General features: G+C 41.0%; 17 protein-coding genes. 10 read left to right on the forward strand and 7 right to left on the reverse strand.

Annotated elements, in window-relative coordinates:
* Positions 1–13 precede the first annotated feature (13 nt).
* A complete protein-coding gene (locus I8752_RS04945) occupies positions 14–331 on the forward strand; it encodes a hypothetical protein (protein ID WP_214431215.1) in 318 nt (105 codons plus the stop codon).
* An 84-nt stretch (positions 332–415) separates the two neighbouring features.
* Here the strand turns inward: I8752_RS04945 and I8752_RS04950 are convergent, their stop codons facing one another.
* Positions 416–2,152, reverse strand: coding sequence for a mechanosensitive ion channel (locus I8752_RS04950; protein ID WP_214431216.1), 1,737 nt, complete (start codon positions 2,150–2,152; stop codon positions 416–418).
* Between the two features lie 138 nt (positions 2,153–2,290).
* Here I8752_RS04950 and I8752_RS04955 point away from each other — a divergent pair, with 138 nt between their 5' ends.
* Positions 2,291–3,091 (forward strand): SDR family oxidoreductase, encoded by an 801-nt coding sequence (locus I8752_RS04955; RefSeq protein ID WP_214431217.1) that lies wholly within the window; start codon positions 2,291–2,293, stop codon positions 3,089–3,091.
* 70 nt (positions 3,092–3,161) lie between these two features.
* On the opposite strand, the gene I8752_RS04960 is transcribed toward I8752_RS04955, so the two are convergent.
* Positions 3,162–3,503, reverse strand: coding sequence for a 4Fe-4S dicluster domain-containing protein (locus I8752_RS04960; RefSeq protein WP_214431218.1), 342 nt, complete (start codon positions 3,501–3,503; stop codon positions 3,162–3,164).
* 535 nt (positions 3,504–4,038) lie between these two features.
* Between I8752_RS04960 and I8752_RS04965 the strand changes: the two genes are divergently transcribed.
* The 3 genes from I8752_RS04965 (at position 4,039) to I8752_RS04975 (ending at position 7,277) form a co-directional block, all read left to right on the forward strand.
* A complete protein-coding gene (locus I8752_RS04965) occupies positions 4,039–5,208 on the forward strand; it encodes a patatin-like phospholipase family protein (RefSeq protein WP_214431219.1) in 1,170 nt (389 codons plus the stop codon).
* A gap of 178 nt (positions 5,209–5,386) precedes the next feature.
* The gene (locus I8752_RS04970) at positions 5,387–6,340 is read left to right on the forward strand and encodes a serine/threonine-protein kinase (protein ID WP_214431220.1); all 954 of its coding nucleotides are present in this window, start codon (positions 5,387–5,389) and stop codon (positions 6,338–6,340) included.
* A gap of 122 nt (positions 6,341–6,462) precedes the next feature.
* A protein-coding gene (locus tag I8752_RS04975) for an IS5 family transposase (protein WP_214431221.1) occupies positions 6,463–7,277 on the forward strand; the annotation gives its coding sequence in 2 pieces (ribosomal slippage) (positions 6,463–6,829 and positions 6,829–7,277; 816 coding nt in all).
* A gap of 270 nt (positions 7,278–7,547) precedes the next feature.
* Here I8752_RS04975 and I8752_RS04980 read toward each other — a convergent pair.
* The 3 genes from I8752_RS04980 to I8752_RS04990 all read right to left on the reverse strand — a co-directional run bounded on the left by I8752_RS04980 (position 7,548) and on the right by I8752_RS04990 (position 10,866).
* Positions 7,548–7,889: a 4Fe-4S dicluster domain-containing protein gene (locus I8752_RS04980; RefSeq protein WP_214431218.1), complete on the reverse strand. Its 342-nt coding sequence runs from the start codon at positions 7,887–7,889 to the stop codon at positions 7,548–7,550.
* Between the two features lie 13 nt (positions 7,890–7,902).
* Positions 7,903–9,537, reverse strand: a complete 1,635-nt coding sequence (locus I8752_RS04985; RefSeq protein ID WP_225895446.1) for an FAD-dependent oxidoreductase — start codon at positions 9,535–9,537, stop codon at positions 7,903–7,905.
* Between the two features lie 273 nt (positions 9,538–9,810).
* Positions 9,811–10,866 carry an LLM class flavin-dependent oxidoreductase gene (locus I8752_RS04990; RefSeq protein ID WP_214431222.1) on the reverse strand — a complete coding sequence of 352 codons (1,056 nt, stop codon included), beginning with the start codon at positions 10,864–10,866 and terminating at the stop codon, positions 9,811–9,813.
* Positions 10,867–11,130: 264 nt separating this feature from the next.
* Here I8752_RS04990 and I8752_RS04995 point away from each other — a divergent pair, with 264 nt between their 5' ends.
* Positions 11,131–11,823: an HAD family hydrolase gene (locus I8752_RS04995; RefSeq protein WP_214431223.1), complete on the forward strand. Its 693-nt coding sequence runs from the start codon at positions 11,131–11,133 to the stop codon at positions 11,821–11,823.
* A 98-nt stretch (positions 11,824–11,921) separates the two neighbouring features.
* Here the strand turns inward: I8752_RS04995 and aroA are convergent, their stop codons facing one another.
* Together aroA and I8752_RS05005 are read right to left on the reverse strand one after the other, a co-directional pair.
* On the reverse strand, positions 11,922–13,202 hold the full coding sequence (gene aroA, locus I8752_RS05000) for a 3-phosphoshikimate 1-carboxyvinyltransferase (RefSeq protein ID WP_214431224.1): 1,281 nt from the start codon (positions 13,200–13,202) through the stop codon (positions 11,922–11,924).
* A 336-nt stretch (positions 13,203–13,538) separates the two neighbouring features.
* Positions 13,539–14,171 carry an HAD family hydrolase gene (locus I8752_RS05005; RefSeq protein ID WP_214431225.1) on the reverse strand — a complete coding sequence of 211 codons (633 nt, stop codon included), beginning with the start codon at positions 14,169–14,171 and terminating at the stop codon, positions 13,539–13,541.
* A 208-nt stretch (positions 14,172–14,379) separates the two neighbouring features.
* Here I8752_RS05005 and I8752_RS05010 point away from each other — a divergent pair, with 208 nt between their 5' ends.
* The 4 genes from I8752_RS05010 to I8752_RS05025 all read left to right on the forward strand — a co-directional run bounded on the left by I8752_RS05010 (position 14,380) and on the right by I8752_RS05025 (position 18,859).
* Positions 14,380–15,489, forward strand: coding sequence for an LLM class flavin-dependent oxidoreductase (locus tag I8752_RS05010; RefSeq protein ID WP_214431226.1), 1,110 nt, complete (start codon positions 14,380–14,382; stop codon positions 15,487–15,489).
* Between the two features lie 91 nt (positions 15,490–15,580).
* A complete protein-coding gene (locus I8752_RS05015) occupies positions 15,581–16,396 on the forward strand; it encodes a hypothetical protein (protein WP_214431227.1) in 816 nt (271 codons plus the stop codon).
* 405 nt (positions 16,397–16,801) lie between these two features.
* The gene (locus I8752_RS05020; RefSeq protein WP_214431228.1) at positions 16,802–17,887 is read left to right on the forward strand and encodes an aliphatic sulfonate ABC transporter substrate-binding protein; all 1,086 of its coding nucleotides are present in this window, start codon (positions 16,802–16,804) and stop codon (positions 17,885–17,887) included.
* Positions 17,888–17,947: 60 nt separating this feature from the next.
* Positions 17,948–18,859, forward strand: coding sequence for a MetQ/NlpA family ABC transporter substrate-binding protein (locus I8752_RS05025; RefSeq protein WP_214431229.1), 912 nt, complete (start codon positions 17,948–17,950; stop codon positions 18,857–18,859).
* Positions 18,860–18,891 lie beyond the last annotated feature (32 nt).

An 18,891-nucleotide genomic window follows, 5' to 3' on the forward strand; every position in this document is an offset into this window, starting at 1 on the left:
TGTTTTAACCTCTGTGACTACGGCTATATTTATTAGACCAATCTCTCAAATAAAGATTACTTTTCTTTGGGATTGTGCTTCTTATCATCGTTCGCATAAAGTCCCATCACACAAGCCCTTGACGCAGTCATTTCCAGGAAGCGATCGCCACGCTCAGTTTCCGTTCAACGGTCTAGGTCATGTGCGGGGCGTAGGGAACATGTCTTTAGACGGTATGATAATAGCAGTAGACACTTCCCTACCCGATGCCTTGGTGTATGCGCTGATTCAAGGTTTCTTTAAGATTATCGAAAGCGTGTTGCTCTGGGCTGCTGGATTCACAACAACATGATGCAAGCTGTGATATTCATTTGTCAAAAATGACAGAAAGTGTGTGAGGAAGGCAAATACACCAATGGATGTAAACTAAAATCTGCTATGAGCGAGGAGGTTGGTTGCGTTTGCTTTTGAAAGATGCAAGCAATTCTCGCACCTGTTCTCCTGCGATTTCGCGTGCGCCTAAACCAAAGGCCAGGGCAGTTGCTACTGCGATCGCACCTAACAACAATCCAAATGCTAAATTAACAATGTTGCTAGCAACACCAATCTGTTGTAGTGCCATTGCTGAGACTAAAGCAATAATTGCTATCCGTGCAATTTGTCCTAATATTTGTGCTTGGCGATCGCCAGAACTGGTAATGATGTTATAAGCCAGATTTGCTAAGAATAGTCCCACGGCGAATACTGCTAATCCTGCCAATATCCGACCAAAAATCACTACAATACCGCTTACCAAACTAGTTAGCGCTGGAATATTGAGGATATCAACTGCCGCAACAGTAGCAAATAACATGATACCCACTAGTACTACAATCCCAACTATTTCTGATGGGGTACGGCTTGTAGTTGCTGCTGCAACTGCATCTGGAGGTGTGGAGTAATCCCGTGGTACGTCAACAGGAGGAGGTGTAGTTCGTCTTACCCTTGTTTGTGGTAAACCGAGAATAGAAAAAATGTTGTCGAAGCCCAGACTAGAGAGAATATTGGTAACGAGATCCCCGACAAATCGCCCTAAGAAGTAAGCTGCAATTAATACAAATACTGCTGTGAAAATAGCAGGGAGGGCGTTGAGGATTTGTTGCAGCATGGCAACAGCTGGAACAGAAATCGCGTCAATTCGTAAAGCATTGAGCGCGGCGATCGCTACCGGAATTAAAATCAATACGTATACAATAGTGCCAATAATTGCCGAAAGCGATTGTCCTGTTGTCCTTTGCTGCAAACCAAATCTCGTACCGAGGCGGTCAATTCCTGCTGAGGCTAGCAAGTTGGTGACAATCCGACGTACTACAGTAGCAAGTAACCAGCCAGTGAAAGCAATCAGCACTGCTGCCAGAATATTTGGCAGAATCGAAATAATTTGGGTAATTAAAGTCTGTACGGGTAGTAGTGCTTGATTTAACTCTAGGGTATTGAGAATCGGCAACAGAAAAAGTAAAAAGATGAACCAATAAAGGGCATTACCAATCGTATCGCTTAGAGACAATTGATTTTGGTTAGGAGGTGTATCAACGTTAGTTTGTTGATTTAACTGCTCATCTAGCCTCAAGACACGCAGTGACCGTGTTGCGATTAGCTTGACAATTGTTGCTACTACCCAGGCGATCGCCAGAATAATTGCCGCACCGATTAATCTAGGTATAAACCCAATCAGTTGATTGAGGAAAGTATTGAGAGGTTGAGATACTGCCTGTAAATTTAGTGCCTGTAAAACGGCAACTATGGTTAGTAAAACAATAACCCAAAAGACTATGCTAGAGATTACGTTCTCAACTTGAGGTAGTTCTGTGCTATCCGTATGACCTGTTAGCCCAGCTGCAATGCGGTTATCTATGTCAGTGCGGTTAAGAATGCCCCGCACGATCGCAGAAGCAATGGCTGCAATTAGCAAGCCAACTAATAAAATAGCTAGTGCTGCCAGCACAGAAGGAAGAAAAGCAACTATCTGTGCCGTTAGTCGTTCTAAATAGTCTACTCCAGACTCAAAAGCTTGTCCTGGTTGAGTTGGGTCAATAACTTGTGGTGGTGGTGCTTGTGCTAAGATTTGCTGTAATCTAATTGATACGTGACTATTGCCCAGACTTGCGCTCATTTCTTGCCAAGTTATATTCATAGTTTCTGAGAGTTGCGTTGCTGCGTAACATCAGAATATCCGAATATTGTGACTAACAAACAAATCGTTTCAGTAATTATATTGATATTCGGTGATTTTCATATCTATCCATAGATAATACCCAACAAATAAATTCTCATGAGCTTAGACCTAAAACTATCGGGTAAAACAGCAATTGTCACAGGTGGAAGTGCAGGTATTGGTTTAGCTACGGCCAAAGCCCTCTATAGTGAGGGTGTAAATGTAGCGATCGCAGCTCGCAATCAAGAAAAACTAGACAAAGCTGTAGCCGACATCCAATCTTTACCCACCCCTGGGGCTAAGATTCTTTCTGTTAGTGCCGACCTCACCCAAGCAGATAGTATCGATCGAATTGTTTCTACAACCCTGGCAGAATTTAGTCAGATTGATATCTTAATTAACAATGCTGGGTCAGCGCGTGCTGGTTCTTTTTTAGAGTTAGGTGATGATGTTTTTTTAGATGCTTGGAATCTGAAACTGTTAGGCTACATCCGATTAGTTAGAGCTGTTGTGCCACATCAAAAAAGTCGGCATGATGGGAGAATTGTTAACATTATTGGTGGCGCAGGACGCACACCTCGTCCGAACTTTCTCCCTGGTGGTACAACCAATGCCGCTTTATTAAACTTTACGCGAGGAATTTCTCAAGAGTTAGCCCAATACAATATTCGGATCAATGCTATCTCTCCTGGTTTGACTGGCACTGAACGCGCCGAACGTTTGGCAGAACAAAATGCCCAAGCTCGTGGCGTGAGTGTAGAAGAAATTAAAGCAGAATCATTGAAAGCTATACCTTTGGGCAGAATTGTCAAACCAGAAGAAATTGCATCACTGGCTTTATTTTTAGTTTCTGACTTGGCTTCTTCAATAACTGGGGCAGAAATTTTGGTTGATGGTGGTACTACTCCTGGTGTTTGATCGAGAATAAGAGCGATCGCATTCTTCAAAGCTGAAGATAAATTGCGATCGCCTCTTAACTCTGTTGAAATTAACTTTGATAAGGGCGCGGCAGTTGGCGTAGTTTATGGGCAGTATCTAATTCACTATTGTTTTTTCTGCCATATCCCCAACCTAATATCTGACGATATTCACCCATGATGCCACTTTCAATTAACTCATCCTCATTGATAGCAATCTCAGTGTGAGATTCAGGGGCAACATAAAGCGCATCCGCAGGACAATATGCCTCACACATAAAACAAGTTTGACAGTCTTCCTTACGGACAATTACGGGTGGTTCGTCAGGAACTGCATCAAAGACATTAGTAGGACAAACTTGAACGCAGAGATTGCAATTGATACATAGTTTATGGCTGACAAGCTCAATCATGATATTACTCCTGCTACAACTTTGATACAGCGGGTGTGCTTTGGGTGGTTTGTAATGGTAGTGTGGCAGAAGCATCCGTTATTCAAATCGATCGTAGCGATTGCCTGCTGCTACCCAACTGTGCATATTCATACATAGCGAGCTTTTTGCCTTTTTCTAACCGTCGAACTCATAAGAAACATTTTCATATTGAATTGGTATAAGCTATCAAAAATCTGCTTAAATTGATAAAATTTCCTGGAATGACATCTAGTTCATTTGTAAATCTATTAGATGCTGTTTCTAAAGAGTCTGCTATCTGTACTAATTATGCACACTAGTATCACATACGACATAAATAATATGATTTCACGCAGCCTGTATCATCCGTGGGCTGAAGATGAGTCCAGTATTAACAGAACTAATTGGGCAGTGATTGAAAACCAATGAAACTTCTCAACTGTAAGAGAAACAAAGAATTAACTTAGATTCCTTACACAATGGCTTTGTAGGAGTAACTTTACTTGTCCTAGATGTAATTTAGAGGAGTAATTTCATGTCTTTTAAACTCGCAGTGTTAGCAATTGATGGTGGTGGTATTAAGGGTATTGTTCCAGCCATTATTTTGGCAAAAATTGAGGAAATAACAGGTAGAAAAATACATGAACTATTTGACTTAATTGCAGGAACGTCAACAGGGGGAATCTTGGCTTTAGGTCTTACTAAACCAAATCAAGGTGGAACTGAAGCAGAATTTAGCGCTGAAAATTTAGTCAAGTTATATACGGAAAAGGGAGGAGAAATTTTTGAAGAGAGAAAAGAGATTTCTTATTTCCCGTTCAACAGCTTGCCAATCCAATTGTTAGAATCTTTATTTAAATCACTCCACTTTCATATTAAGTTCCTAGAACTGTTTGAAAGCAAATATAAACGAAGTGGAAAGGATAAAGTCCTTAAAGATCGTCTAGGAGAAACACTTTTAAACAAAGCACTGACGGAAGTCCTCATTATTAGCTATGAGGGCGAAAAACGAGTACCATTCTTGTTTACGAGCAACTGCGCCAAAGAGAATTTAAATTCTGACTACTTTCTTGAAATTTGCTCAGGCTGTGAAATGTATGATGCAGCAATGGCGACTTCAGCAGCGCCAACATTTTTTAAGTCTCACCCTTTGCAATTAAGGAATAGTAAGAAAAAATACACATTAATTGATGGAGGAGTTATTGCTAATAACCCAACTCCTACAGCCATTGTAGAGGCTATGAAATCTTATGATATTGAGAGAAAAAGTGATATATCTTTACCGAAAATTTCTTTACCGGAAATTTTAGTAGTATCGCTGGGAACGGGAAGAATGACCGATCCACTCTCTGCTAAAGAAACAGATAAATGGGGGTTAATTAAATGGGTAAAACCTTTAATAAACATAGTTTTGAGTGGTCAAAGTGAAGTAATTGATTACCAAATGGATCATTTGTTGTTGCCGGAACAATATTACCGATTTCAACTTGATTATATAAATAGAAAGGGTAATAGTCTTCTGTCAAACGATGATGATGTGGATGATGCGATGGATAATACAAAGCCAGAAAATATCAAGAATATAGAAACAGCCACCAAAAAATTTCTGAAAATTGAAAAAGTACAACGTGACTTAGAAAAGTTGAAAGATGTTCTAATTGCTTCATTAGAAACAAGAGAACTACGAAATAAAAAGAAAGTCTAGTACTCCACTGTATGAACTTTGGTAGGTGGCTAAAAGTTCGTTTTTGCGTCTTTGAGGAGCGCTCATTAAAGCTAGAGTTTTCATTACAAGCAGTACTGCCCTACAAAGTTTACGGCGGAACATTATTACTATAAAACTATTAAGTTCAAATAACTAATACCAAGAAGGAAATCGAAAGATGACTTTATCAGAGGGTGATAATTTAAAAAGTGGTAAATACACTATTTTGGAGAAGTTACCAAAAGAAGAAGGAGAAGGAGGTTATGGTGTTGTCTACAAAGCAAGAGATAATTATTTAAATGATAGAGATAATTCTTTAAATGATATTGTAGCCATTAAAAGTTTAAAAAAGGAAGAAGTAACTCCACAAAAATATAAAGATAATTTAGAAAGGTTTAAAAGAGAAAAAGATACATTAAAGAAATTGCAGTCGCCAGGTCATCCTAATATTGTTAAGTACTATGAATATTTTGAAGAAAATGAGATACATTACTTAGTCATAGAATTCCTTGATGGAAATAATTTGTCTAAATTATTGGAAGAAAAAGGGAAATTAAAATATCAGCTTGCGTTTGATTACATTTACCAAATTGGGTTAGGATTAAAATATGTACATGGTAAAAATTTGGTACATAGAGATGTTCACCCAAAGAACATTATGATAGTGAAAACTAAAGTTAAAAATAAACAAAAAACTAGAGCTGTTCTCATTGATTTTGGCAACGTGAAATATCGCGAATTAATCACGTCCCTGCATATCTCTATTCCGCATTATACTCATCATAAACAAAGGGATGGTGACTTTGACCCAAAATTTGATGTTTATAGTTTGGCAGCTTGTTTATATTACACTCTTACTAATGAGGATCCGACACGTTCAGAAGAGCGCGAGCGCAGGCGCAGCCGCAAAGAGACGGATTTACCACCAATTAAAACACACAATAAAAAAATCAAAAAAAATGTGCAAAAAGCAGTATACAAGGGCATGCCGTTAGAACCTGAAAAAATACCGTCAATGAAGGACTGGTTAAACCTGCTTCCCAAACCGCTACCCTGGCGCTGGCAGCAGTTGACAAAAGTCGCGCAGGCGACAGTAAAGAACTTAAATAGATTTCTCCGGCATATGCTATAAGTTTCACCGCACCAACAAATAGCTCTACATTAAGAGCTGATTCGTAAATAAAATCTAAAGAAAACTGAATCCGGCTTTGTTCAGGTTATAGGCTAAGTCGAGTGTAAATTATGTTGTAGTCGATGAGCCGTCTACCTGCGATTGAAAATCCACAGCGTAAACCCTACCCAAGTGATTTAAGCGATGCCGAATGGTTAATTATCAAGCCCTTTCTACCAAAACCTAAAGGGTTTGGGCATCCTGTAGAAGTAGATTTACGAGAAATTTTGAATGCTATTTTCTACGTGCAACGTACCGGGTGTCAGTGGGAAATGCTGCCCCATGATCTTCCACCTTACACAACAGTATACGGCTACTTTCAGAAATGGCAACGCAAAGGAATATGGCAGAAAATTCACGACCAAGTGCGCCATCAACTGCGACAAGATTTGGGCACAGACGAACACTCTAGCGTTGCGATCGCTGATTCTCAGTCAGTGAAGACAACGGAAAAAAAGGGGAGGTCTACGGTTTTGATGGTGGTAAGAAAGTTAAAGGCCGTAAGCGACATATAGTTGTGGATTCTCAAGGTTTGTTGATTGGCGTTTTAGTGACTGAAGCTAATGCGTCAGAACGTTTGGGGGCTGTGGTTGTACTCCATGAAGCGGCTCAGGAATTGTCTAAATTGGAAGTTGTTTGGGTAGACCAAGGCTATTCAGGTGAAAACTTTGCTCAAGCAGTTAAGCAAGTTTGCGGTGAGCAGGTTCGTGTTGAAGTAATTCAAAGGCACTCGAAAACATTTGAGCGATTACCGAAACGATGGATTGTGGAGCGGACATTCGGGTGGCTTAATCGATTTCGCCGTTTGAGTAAGGATTATGAGCTATACACCGAGTTAAGTGAAGCAATGATTTATGGCTCATTGATTCGTCTGATGGTAAAACGAATGGCAGCTTAATCTTTTGTTTACGAATCAGCTCTAAAGCCGCAGTCTCTTTAATCTCAACTTTCTCACGCTTATCTAAAAATTAATACTTAATACTTTAAAGTATTGTGGGCATAGTTGCATTTGAACAGAAATTTTGATTCATGGTGGTACTACTCCTGGTGTTTGATAAATCAAATATTTGAACGTCAGAGAAAGAAAAAATAGAGGCGATCGCATTCTTCAAAACGCCTCTTGATAGTGCTGAAGATAAATTGCGATCGCCTCTTAACTCTATTGAAATTAACTTTGATAAGGGCGCGGCAGTTGGCGTAGTTTATGGGCAGTATCTAATTCACTATTGTTTTTTCTGCCATATCCCCAACCTAATATCTGACGATATTCACCCATGATGCCACTTTCAATTAACTCATCCTCATTGATAGCAATCTCAGTGTGAGATTCAGGGGCAACATAAAGCGCATCCGCAGGACAATATGCCTCACACATAAAACAAGTTTGACAGTCTTCCTTACGGACAATTACGGGTGGTTCGTCAGGAACTGCATCAAAGACATTAGTAGGACAAACTTGAACGCAGAGATTGCAATTGATACATAGTTTATGGCTGACAAGCTCAATCATGATATTGATCCTGCTACAACTTTGATACAACAGGTGTGCTTTGGGTAGTTTGTAATGGTGCTGTGGCAGGAGCATCCGTTATCCAATCGTGCCTCACCCAAAGGTTATCTAAGCCGCCAGCGGCTTGATAATAACGCTGATTGGGATCGGTATCAGGATAGTCTACCCGAATATGTTCGCTGCGGGTTTCCGTGCGATGCAAAGCACTAAAATATGCCCATCGTGCTACAGCTGTGAGAGCAACTGCCCGACGAGAAAATTCTATATCGCGCACAGTGTCTTGTTTTGGGTTTCCTTGTACTTGCTGCCACAAAGTTTCTAATTTGGCTAGAGAATCGAGAAGTTTCTGTTCAGAACGCAAGTAATTCTTTTCTAACGGGAACATCTGGGCTTGGACACCACGTACAATCGCCTCGTTATCGAATGTTTCAGACGCAGGATTTGAGCGCATTCCCACTTGACCAACTGCACGTGCAACTCGTTCATTTGCATGTGCGCCCAAACTCTTGGCAAAGGCAGCTGCTCCTTCTCCTGCCCATTGTCCTGTAGAGATTGCCCAAGCTGCATTAGGGCCACCACCACCAGAAGCTAACCCAGCTAAAAATTCCCGCGATGCTGCATCACCAGCAGCATAGAGTCCAGGCACTTTTGTCGCGCAACTATCATTCACAATCCGAACGCCACCCGTACCCCGGACTGTTCCTTCTAAAACCAGTGTTACAGGTATTCGTTCTGTGTAGGGATCGATGCCAGCCTTTTTATATGGTAGAAAAGCAATGAAATGAGACTTTTCAATTACTGCTTTGACTTCATCTGTGGCTTTATCTAAACGAGCATAAACGGGGCCTTTGATTAGAGCATTCGGCAAGAACGCAGGATCGCGACGACCATTGATATAGCCACCTAGATCGTTACCTGCTTCATCGGTATAACTAGCCCAGCCAAAGGGAACACCCCGCGTTACTGTGGCATTAAAAGCAGTCGAAATTGCATAGTGATTGGACGCTTCCATACTAGAGAGTTCGCCGCCAGCTTCTACTGCCATCAGCAGTCCATCACCTGTATTAGTATTGCAACCTAATGCTTTACTCAAGAATGCACAACCGCCATTAGCTAGGACTACTGCACCAGCACGAACGGTATAAGTCCGATGATGTTGTCTCTGTACACCTCTTGCTCCTGCTACTGAGCCGTCAAGAGCCAATAAAAGCTCTAGAGCCGGACTTTGGTCGAGAATTTGTACGCCAATACGCAAGAGGTTTTTGCGATGTACTCGCATATATTCAGGGCCATAATAACTCTGGCGCACAGATTCCCCATCTTCCTTGGGAAAACGATAGCCCCATTTTTCTACTAAGGGCAAACTCAGCCAAGTTTTTTCGACAACACGCTCAATCCAACGTAAGTTAGCGAGGTCTTTTCCTGCACGATAACGCTCCGATACAACTTTGTCCCAATGCTCTGGAGAAGGAGCCATAATCCCATTACCACTAGCCGCAGCTGCACCGCTTGTACCCAGAAAACCTTTATCAGCAATGATGACTTTGACACCTTGGGATGCGGCTGCCCATGCTGCCCATGCTGCGGCAGGGCCACCACCAATTACCAGCACATCAGCAGTTAGTTGTAGTTCATTTTCTGTTAGCAATTCTTTTCCTCCTGTTTGGTAGTTAGCTTCATACTTTGCTACTGTCAGCGGCTTAATACAGGCAAAATCTACCCGTCTGCATTTTCTGCTAGTAATTCGTCATCAGTGTCATCTTCGACAATGAGCTATAGGACTTACTTACAGCAAATCACAAATAGCATGATACTCTAATTATTAGTATTTCTAACAATAAGTAGTGCAAGTTAATTTTCTATAGCAATTTTACACCTAGTCCCCAATCCCCAATTCCCAGTCCCCAGTCGCTTTTACCAACTAAACAACTTTTTGCAAGTGTCGTACGCGAGGCATAACTTCTTGGGCAAAACGTGTCATCTCTTGTACAAAGGGATTAAATTGCAGCATGAAAGTATCGATACCTGCATCAACAAAAGCTGTAACGCGAGCGGCTACTGTATCATAGCTACCAACTAATCCTGCGGCTGTGCCACCATTGCCGCCAACAGCCGGATTTTTGGCGAAGAGTTGGAACATAACGGCTTCTTTGTCAACTCCTTTGGCAACACTTAATTTATATTGTTCTTCTAGCTTTTGCAGTGCCATAAGTCGTTCTAGTTCTGCTTGTGCTTCTTCGTCTGTCGGTCGAGCTATCACAAAGGCTGACAAACCAAAACGGACTGGTTGAGGTAGAAAGCGGGGTCGGCTTAAAACCTGTTTAATTACTTTGCGAACATCTTCAATTGGCTGACCATTGATGAAATAAACATCGGCTTGTTGGGCTGCTAAAATCTGCGCTGGGTCTGACGCTCCTCCTAAATATATACGAGGATAGGGTTGAGCAACAGCAAAGGGTCGCAGGCTCAAATCTTGGATTTTAAAATATTCACCCTCGAAGTTTACCTTCTCACCACTCCACAAAGCTCTAACAACCTGCAACCATTCATCAGAGTAGCGATAACGTTCATCATGGGGTGGGAAGGGGATATTAGTACGCTCCATTTCTGGGCGAAACCAAGCACTGATGAGGTTTATGGCAAAACGCCCGTGACTAATAGCATCAATTCCTAAAGCCATCTTTGCTAAGATGGCTGGATGAAATAACAAAGGTTTAATTGCAGCGATAATTTCGATGCTTTCTGTAGCTTCAGCCAACGCCGCACAAGCTGTCCAAGTTTCTAACTGGTCTAACTCTAGACTGCGGGGGTTGGCAAGGTGCTGTGCTACTAAGGTTGTGACATATCCTAAACGTTCTGCTTCTAATACTAGCGATCGCGTGCGTTCATAACTAGCATCAATCGGTTCATCTGGTGTATTGAGAGGGCCAAAGTTACCGCCCACAGGCGACCAAATACCGTAGCGTGGTTGTGACATTTTTATCTCCAGATTAAATGGGAACTGGCTAGATACAGAATTTAGATACCCTCTTGTTTTTTATCCTCATATATGCGAATCTCATAAAATACTACTATAAATCTATCGAATTTAAGTAGTATTTTGCAGCTATAAAAGTAAAGTTTTAGTGCTGACTACAAAGGTTCGAGAAAGCTATGTCTGAACCACGCTATGGGATTTGGATTCCTGTTTACAGCAACTGCGGCGTAATGACCCATCCTCTTGAACCTTAGTCCATCACCTATGATTAAAGCCGTACTTTTTGACCTTGACGATACACTTATAAATCGCGATGCAGCAATTAGAGATGCAGCAAGTGCATTATTTAATAAGGTCATACCTCATAGCGAAGATGAGTTAAATATATTTCAAGAACAATGGATATCCTTGACCCGAAAGTGGTACAAAAAGTTCTATGCCAAAGAAGTTACGTTTCAGGAATCGGGTAGAGGAAAACTGCGAGAAGCATTCTTGAAATACGGTTATGAATTTTCAGATACAAATGCTGATACTTTATTATCAGAGTATTGGGAACATTACGTGAGTATGTGCCATTTATTCAATGATGTCGATGAGTGTTTTGCACAGTTAGACAAATGCAAGATTGGGGTGATAACAAACGGTCAGGAGGCGCAACAGGTTGAAGTACTTAAACGATGCGGTATTCTGTCAGTTATGGATATCGTTGTTACTTCAGAAGCGGCGGGATTTGCAAAGCCTGCGCCCCAGATTTTCCAGGTAGCTTGTGCCAAATTGGGAGTACAAGAAACAGAGAGTGTCTATGTCGGAGATAATCTTGAACTAGATGCGATCGCAGCCAGAGATGCCGGATTAATAGGAGTCTGGCTTAACCGTCTTCACGGTGGTTTGCAAGCATCTCCTCGGATTGGAGAACAAATCAATCGGCTGACTGAACTATCAGAGTTAATGTTATAGAAGCTGACATCAAGCCCAAACTAAACCATATAGTTAATTTTTACCAACTTCTACAAAAGTTTTCGGTCTACTAAAATTAGTAAGCAATAGTTTAGCCTCTATTGTTCTAACATTTGAAAGAATCGGGCAAAGAAATCTGGAAAAGTCTTTGCTGTACAATCAGGGTCTTTAATTACGACCTCTGGAACTTTTAGTCCAGTGATAGCAAATGCCATCGCCATTCGATGATCTTGATAAGTTTCAATTAGCGATGGTGTAACTGAACTGGGATCAATCTTGAGTCCATCGACAAATTCTTCAACCTTGACTCCTAGACGACGTAACTCAGTGACAACAGCTTGAATACGTTCGGTTTCTTTATATCGAATATGCTCTACATTGCGGATGATAACAGGTGAACTGGCAAAGGGAGCGATCGCTCCTAATGTTTGCACTAAATCCGAAATATCGTTCATATCAATGTCGATTCCCTGTAATTGCTTTGGCCCAATGACTTCAGTGTAATTATCACCCTCATAAATCTGACAACCCATTTGTTCTAAGACATTGAGCCAAAGAATATCACCCTGACAAGATTGTTTAGTCAAATTGTTGACCCTAACCCGACCTCCCGTGACGGCGGCGGCGGCAAAAAAGTAAGAGGCATTCGATGCATCGGGTTCTACATTGTAATGTTGAGGCTGATAATGCTGACCTGCTTTGATCTGAAATTGATTTTCATTAGTTTGCAGCACTTGTACGCCAAAATCCGCCATCAGGCGACAAGTCATTTTCACGTAAGATTGAGACACCAGTGTTCCATCAACCTCGATAATTGTGTCCTGTTTAGCATAGGGCGCAATCATCAGCAATGCCGAAAGTTGCTGACTAGTTTGGTTAGACTTCAAGCGAAAATGCCCACCTGAGAATTGCTGACTGTAGATAGTGTAGGGCATAAAACCAGGGTTGCCCTCAAAATTAACTGTTGCTCCGCCCATTTGCAGCACTTTCAGCAAGTCGCCCATTGGTCGTTCTCGCATCCGAGGTACACCATCTAAGCAATATTCCCCATTTCCTAGTGCCACCAATGCTGATATAAATCGTGCAGCTGTCCCTGCTAAACCTACAAATAAATCAGCTTGTTTAGTTGGTATATCACCTCCTCTTCCCATTACCTCAATATTGGCCAGATTAGGGTTGAGAGTGATAGAAATGCCCAATTGTTCTAAACATTTCACAAAATATTTGCTGTCTTCACTAAATAAGGCATTTTCTAAAATAGAGTTGCCTTGGGCTAAAGCTGCAACGAGTAATGCACGATTAGTAAGACTTTTAGAACCAGGAATTTCTACAGTAGCATTGACTGGGCGATTCAAAGCAGGAATTGCAATGGTATCCATGTTTGACCTCTATACAAACAGATAATTAAGTAGGTCGATGTTAAAAATTGTTGTTATAACAAGGCAGGAGGCAGAGGGCAGAAGGCAGAAGGAAAGAGGGTTTTAGGCAACTTTACTTTTTGTTACATACTTCGATTGATTTGCACCGTTCTACTTAGCTACAACATACAGACTATCTGCCAAAACCAATTCAAATAGCAAGAAAGTCATTCAAGAGTTCATGAAAGCTATGTCTGAACCACGCTATAAGATTTGAATTCCTGTTTACAGCAACTGCGACGTAATGAACCATCCTTGCTCTGTGGAGTGGAAAAAAGTTAATTTTTTTTAATGCTGTCACAGCAAAGAAGGTAGTTGGTACATGGAGTAAAAGACTCGCGCTCCACAGTCTTCGAGTAAAGAAGCCTCACTCGGATTAGTGTAACCTAAGACCTTCATCCCAGCGGCAACACCTGCACGCACACCCAAAACGCTGTCTTCTACAACAGTGCAATATGCAGCTTGAACTCCCATATTTTTAGCTGCATATAAGAATAAGTCGGGTGCTGGCTTCCAACTTCCAATTTCATACGAGCTAAAGATACGTCCTTCAAATCGAGGCAGCAAATTAGTGACACGCAGAGCTAACTTAATTTTTTCGGGTGGCCCACTCGAAGCAACACAGATAGGTAAATTGATTTTGTCAAGAGATGCCTCTATTCCTTCCACACTCAGCAGTTCACGCTCGAATGCCTCGGCAGTACGGACACGAAGCTGAGTCACAAAATCTGGCGGCAATTTCTGCTCAAGCCTTTGCTCAATAAAGTTAACACAATCAGCCATTTTGCAACCTTTGAATAATAAAATGGCTTCTTCAAGTTCTAGCGCGAGTCCGAACTCTGCGACAAATTGGACAAGAACGCGATTGCTCAACGTCTCGCTGTCTACCAACACTCCGTCACAGTCAAAAATAACTAGTTCTGTTGGCATTTGTATTCAAGTTCAAGATCGACTGCGGATTTTTAAGCTGCACCCATCAAGATTATCAGAATTAAACTTCCTAAATACCCCCTTGTTTTTAATGCTCATCTGTGCGAATCTCATAACATACTACAGTAAACTTACTAACTTACCGTAGTATATAGTTTTGGGTGCAAAAATAAAGTTTTAGTGCTGACTACAAAGGTTCTAGAAAGCTATGTCTGAACCACGCTATGGGATTTGGATTCCTGTTTACGGCAACTGCGGCGTAATGAACCATCCTCTTGAACCTCGTGATGCTAGTTACTCACGAGCCAAGAATTTAATCCAATTGGCGCAAAGATGCGGGTTTACCACAACTTTAATAGCGCAACATATCATCAACCCCAGAAACCAAGAACTCGATCAACTAGAAACCTGGACAACAGCAGCAGCGTTGGCAGAAGCAACGAACTCAATTGAAATTATTGCAGCTGTCAAGCCATTACTATTTCATCCTGCTGTTTTGGCAAAGATGGCTTTAGGTATTGATGCAATTAGCCGTGGACGTTTTGCAATTAACTTAGTCAGTGCTTGGTTCAGACCAGAAATAGAAAAACTAGGGATAAACTTCCTTCCCCACGATGAACGTTATCGATATTCTGATGAATGGATTAGAGTTGTCAAAGCTCTGTGGAGTGGAGAAAAAGTCAACTTTCAGGGTGACTATTTTCAGATCGACGATCTAAAGTTTAGTCCATCATCAATAGCCAAACCACATCCGCGTGTATATGTAGGGGGAGAGTCAGAACCAGCTCAAGAATTGGCTGCAAAAGAAGCACATACATTTTTCCTTAACGGCCGTCCGATGGAAGTCATCCGCGAAACCATTACTCAGGTTGCGAAAAAAACTCAGTTTCGCTCTCAACCATTGGGCTTTGCTATGTCAGCTTTTGTCATTGCTCGACCGACAGACGAAGAGGCAGAAGCAGAATATCAAAACTTGAGAGCAATGGTACTAGCACAAGACGATCGCTCAGAATTACTTAAAGGAGTAGATTCAGAAGTAGTCATGTTCAAAAACATGGCTAAGTATCCTGGTGTGGGGAGCAATGGCGGTACAGCAGCAGGATTAGTTGGTAGCTACGAAACTGTAGCCCATCGGATTGCTGAATTTACCAAAGTAGGAATTGGTACTTTCATGCTCCAATTCCAGCCTTTTGCCACAGAAATGGAGCGTTTTGCCGCGGAAATTATACCAAGAGTGCAGGCGTTAACGGTAGATAGTGAAGCGATGTCTACGACGGGCTGCGCCTACGCTAATTTGAAAATAGGAACTAGAGGCTAAGAATTTTGGATTTTAGATTCAAGTCGAATCCAACATTATTCCCCAATACCTAATCCCCAGTATCCAGTCCCCAATATCCCAAGGAAACTTTATGACGGCAATACTTACTCGTCCGGCTTGGACTACTAATTTAGAACTGGAAATTTTCGACAAACTGCTTGATAAGCACGCTCCTCACCTACCCAAAAAGCGGCTACAAGAACCCAGACCGCCCCAAACTGAAGAGGAAAAAGAAAATTTCTACCACTTCCGTGTGGCTGGTGCAGCCCATGACCTGTTTATTGTTCAAGTCTGCGCTAAGATAATTGACTCCTTTGCTGACCCCGAACTACAGCTATTTTTGAGCAGACAAATAGGAGATGACGGCGCACACGCTCAAAATACTCGTCTTAGAGCACAGGCTATTTCAGGACGTGACCCAATTGAGGATATCCAAAAGCAGGTGCAGAAGCATTGGGATTATATGGGTGATTTACCTATTCGTAATTGGCAAGGCTTTTTAGCATTTGAGTTGCACTACGAACTTCATATTGTGGCTTTGTTATTCCTCAATAGCCGTACCAGTAAAATAAATGACCCAGACTCAGCCAAGTTTGCGGCGGAAAGAATCTTGCCAGATGAGGCAGTTCATCGCTTGGGTGTTGTAGATTGGTGGCAACGTAAGTTTGATCGAGCCTTGCCAGCAGAGAAAGGGGATTTGATTGCACAAGTTCTAGAAGCGGATGAAGAAGGTCAACGTCGTCGCAATCCCTATCTTTGGGATCATTGGCAGTTGAGTCACAAAGCTATTGGTATTGAAATTGATGATTTGCCAGTACTTTATGACGCTTGGCGGCGAGAAGTTCTCTCTTACTTTTTGGATATTCCTGTATCTAAACTACCTAAACTCGTGAGTGCGAATGATTAGGGTTAGAAGACGGTGCTAAGTCAGAAAAATTAGATACCCGACTTCTAAAAAATCGGGTATCTGGATACGGCGTATTTTTACAAATCAAATAAGATTGCTACATTACTAATTCAATTAGTAATACTTTTTGCTGTTAATTATTTTAAACAAAGTTTTATTTAGATTATTTAGCTATTACTAATTTTTGATTGCTCTAAAACTTTTTAAAATTTAGTCGTTACAAACACAATAATTTTATAGTTAATACTTGTATGATGTTCTGTCTAACAAGATGATGAGATTTGAGAAATAATTAAATTTCAGCATAGAATAACAAGCTTTTTTATATCTAACATTGATTTTAAATATTGACAACAAACCCAGGATTTAATATACGAAATGTCCTAAGAGGCAAAGAGTTAAATTATGTTACATCGACTGATAAATCAGTTTTTAGCTGTCCTAAAACAGAGAAACTTATTTAAGCATCAAGGGATTAAGATTTTTGGTGTGTTGTTCGTGCTTGGTATTGGATTGAGTTTAGCGATCGCCTCCTGCACTCCCAGTAATTCAGCTGATACATCTACACAAAAACCCCAAATTCCTAAATTAACAGTGCTGAAAATGGGACATCAAAAAGGGATGGCGCTGCTGAATATTATTAAGGCGCAAGGAAGTTTAGAAAAACGTCTGCAACCTCAAGGTATTTCAGTAACCTGGAATGAATTTTCCTCTACAGCACCTCTATTGGATGGCATGGGTGCAGGTGCGATCGTTTTTGGTGGCGGTGGCGGTACAGGGAGCGTCTTTGCTCAAGCAGGAGATAAACCATTTGTCAGAGTTGCAGCCAGTACAGGTAGCACTAGAGGTTCAGCAATTTTAGTCCAAGAAAATTCAACGATTAAGACACTTTCTGATTTAAAAGGTAAGAAAGTTGCTTTTGCAAAAGGTTCTGGTCAGCACTACATTATTGTGCGTGCTTTAGAGAAAGTAGGTTTGAAATACAGTGATATTAAACCTCTCTACCTGACACCAGCCGAAGCTTTACCAGCGTTTGAGCGTGGTGATATTGATGCGTGGTTAATTTGGGACCCTTATACTGCTGAAGCTGAACGAAAACTGCGTACTCGTCTGTTAGCAGACAATAGCACTGTATTTGGGGACAAAGCTGCACTAGAAAGCCCAAGCTTTTATTATGCTGCTCCAGATTTTGTGCGCGATCGTCCAGACATTGTCAAGACAATTTTACAAGAGTTAGAAAAGGCTGGTGCTTGGTCTAGAGATAACTATCAGGATTCAGCCAAACTTCTTTCTAAGCTGTACAAAATTGACCTAAAAACAATGGAAACTGTAGAAAAACGCGGTGGTCAACGTCAGGTGTTACCTGTAACAGATGAAGTTTTGAGCGGGTTGCAACGAATGGCAGATACATTTTACGAACTCAAAATTATTCCTAAAAAAATTGATGTCAAAGATAAAAATTACAACTGGGTTCCTGAGCAAAAGTGGTAAAGCGAGATAATTTGTAATTCGTAATTTGTAATTAAGAAAACGTAGATTTTTATTACGTTGTTGTTGGTAAAAATAGGCGATCGCATGAATATCATCAATATTAAACGTCGATTCTTTTTAATAGCCATTACATCCTTTGCGGCTTCTACAGTATTTTCTAGCTGTAGTTCACCACAAAATAATTCTGCTACTAATACATCTGCAAATCCATCAGCAACCCCAGCCGCAAATACCACAACTGCAACTAGAGAAAAAATTAAAGTTGGGGTAACGCCAGTTCCAGCCGGAGAAATTTTAGAGTTTGTCAAAAAGAATTTAGCACCTGAAGCTGGGCTAGATATCGAGATAGTTACTTTTAACGATTTTGTGCAGAATAATACTGCTTTAAAAGATGGGGTAATTGATGCTAACTATTTTCAACACATCCCTTTCATGGAAGACTATGGTAAAAAACATAATTTCGAGATGTATGCCTTTACTCCCCAAATTCATTTAAATCCAGTGGGCATTTTTTCTAAAAAATATAAGTCTCTCAAAGATGTGCCTAATAAAGCCCTAGTTACAATACCTGACGATCCTAGCAATGCCCATCGCGCTTTAAAAGTGTTGGAAGAATCAGGGTTTATCAAACTCAAGCCAAATGTCCGTCCAGCGAGTCCTAAAAATATTGTTGAAAATCCCAAAAATATCCAAATTAAAGAGATACCAGGAGCGCAAGCAATCCCAAGTCTTCCTGATGTGGACTTAGCAGGAGTCACAGGTAATTGGATTGTCCAAGCCGGATTGAAAACTGATAAAGACGCTTTGGCATTAGAGTCAGCGAACGATCCGATTTATGCTGTTACTGTCACAACATTAAAAGGGAAAGAAACCGACCCCAGAATTCAGAAACTATATAAGTTATTGCGGGATGATAAAGTCAAGCAATTCATTAAAGATAAATATCAAGGTGCAGGGATTCCCATTCCTTAGAAAGTAGTAATGATTTGTTGTGGGGAAATTAT

The organism is Dendronalium phyllosphericum CENA369 (genome assembly GCF_016056275.1).
GTDB lineage: Bacteria > Cyanobacteriota > Cyanobacteriia > Cyanobacteriales > Nostocaceae > Dendronalium > Dendronalium phyllosphericum.

Coding starts and splice junctions, on each gene's coding strand:
- I8752_RS04995 (WP_214431223.1), top strand. CDS start 11,131: ATGATTAAAGCCGTACTTTTTGACCTTGACGATACACTTATAAATCGC.
- I8752_RS04955 (WP_214431217.1), top strand. CDS start 2,291: ATGAGCTTAGACCTAAAACTATCGGGTAAAACAGCAATTGTCACAGGT.
- I8752_RS04980 (WP_214431218.1), bottom strand. CDS start 7,889: ATGATTGAGCTTGTCAGCCATAAACTATGTATCAATTGCAATCTCTGC.
- I8752_RS05015 (WP_214431227.1), top strand. CDS start 15,581: ATGACGGCAATACTTACTCGTCCGGCTTGGACTACTAATTTAGAACTG.
- I8752_RS05010 (WP_214431226.1), top strand. CDS start 14,380: ATGTCTGAACCACGCTATGGGATTTGGATTCCTGTTTACGGCAACTGC.
- I8752_RS04950 (WP_214431216.1), bottom strand. CDS start 2,152: ATGAATATAACTTGGCAAGAAATGAGCGCAAGTCTGGGCAATAGTCAC.
- I8752_RS04990 (WP_214431222.1), bottom strand. CDS start 10,866: ATGTCACAACCACGCTACGGTATTTGGTCGCCTGTGGGCGGTAACTTT.
- I8752_RS05020 (WP_214431228.1), top strand. CDS start 16,802: ATGTTACATCGACTGATAAATCAGTTTTTAGCTGTCCTAAAACAGAGA.
- I8752_RS04960 (WP_214431218.1), bottom strand. CDS start 3,503: ATGATTGAGCTTGTCAGCCATAAACTATGTATCAATTGCAATCTCTGC.
- I8752_RS05005 (WP_214431225.1), bottom strand. CDS start 14,171: ATGCCAACAGAACTAGTTATTTTTGACTGTGACGGAGTGTTGGTAGAC.
- aroA (WP_214431224.1), bottom strand. CDS start 13,202: ATGGATACCATTGCAATTCCTGCTTTGAATCGCCCAGTCAATGCTACT.
- I8752_RS04965 (WP_214431219.1), top strand. CDS start 4,039: ATGTCTTTTAAACTCGCAGTGTTAGCAATTGATGGTGGTGGTATTAAG.
- I8752_RS04970 (WP_214431220.1), top strand. CDS start 5,387: ATGACTTTATCAGAGGGTGATAATTTAAAAAGTGGTAAATACACTATT.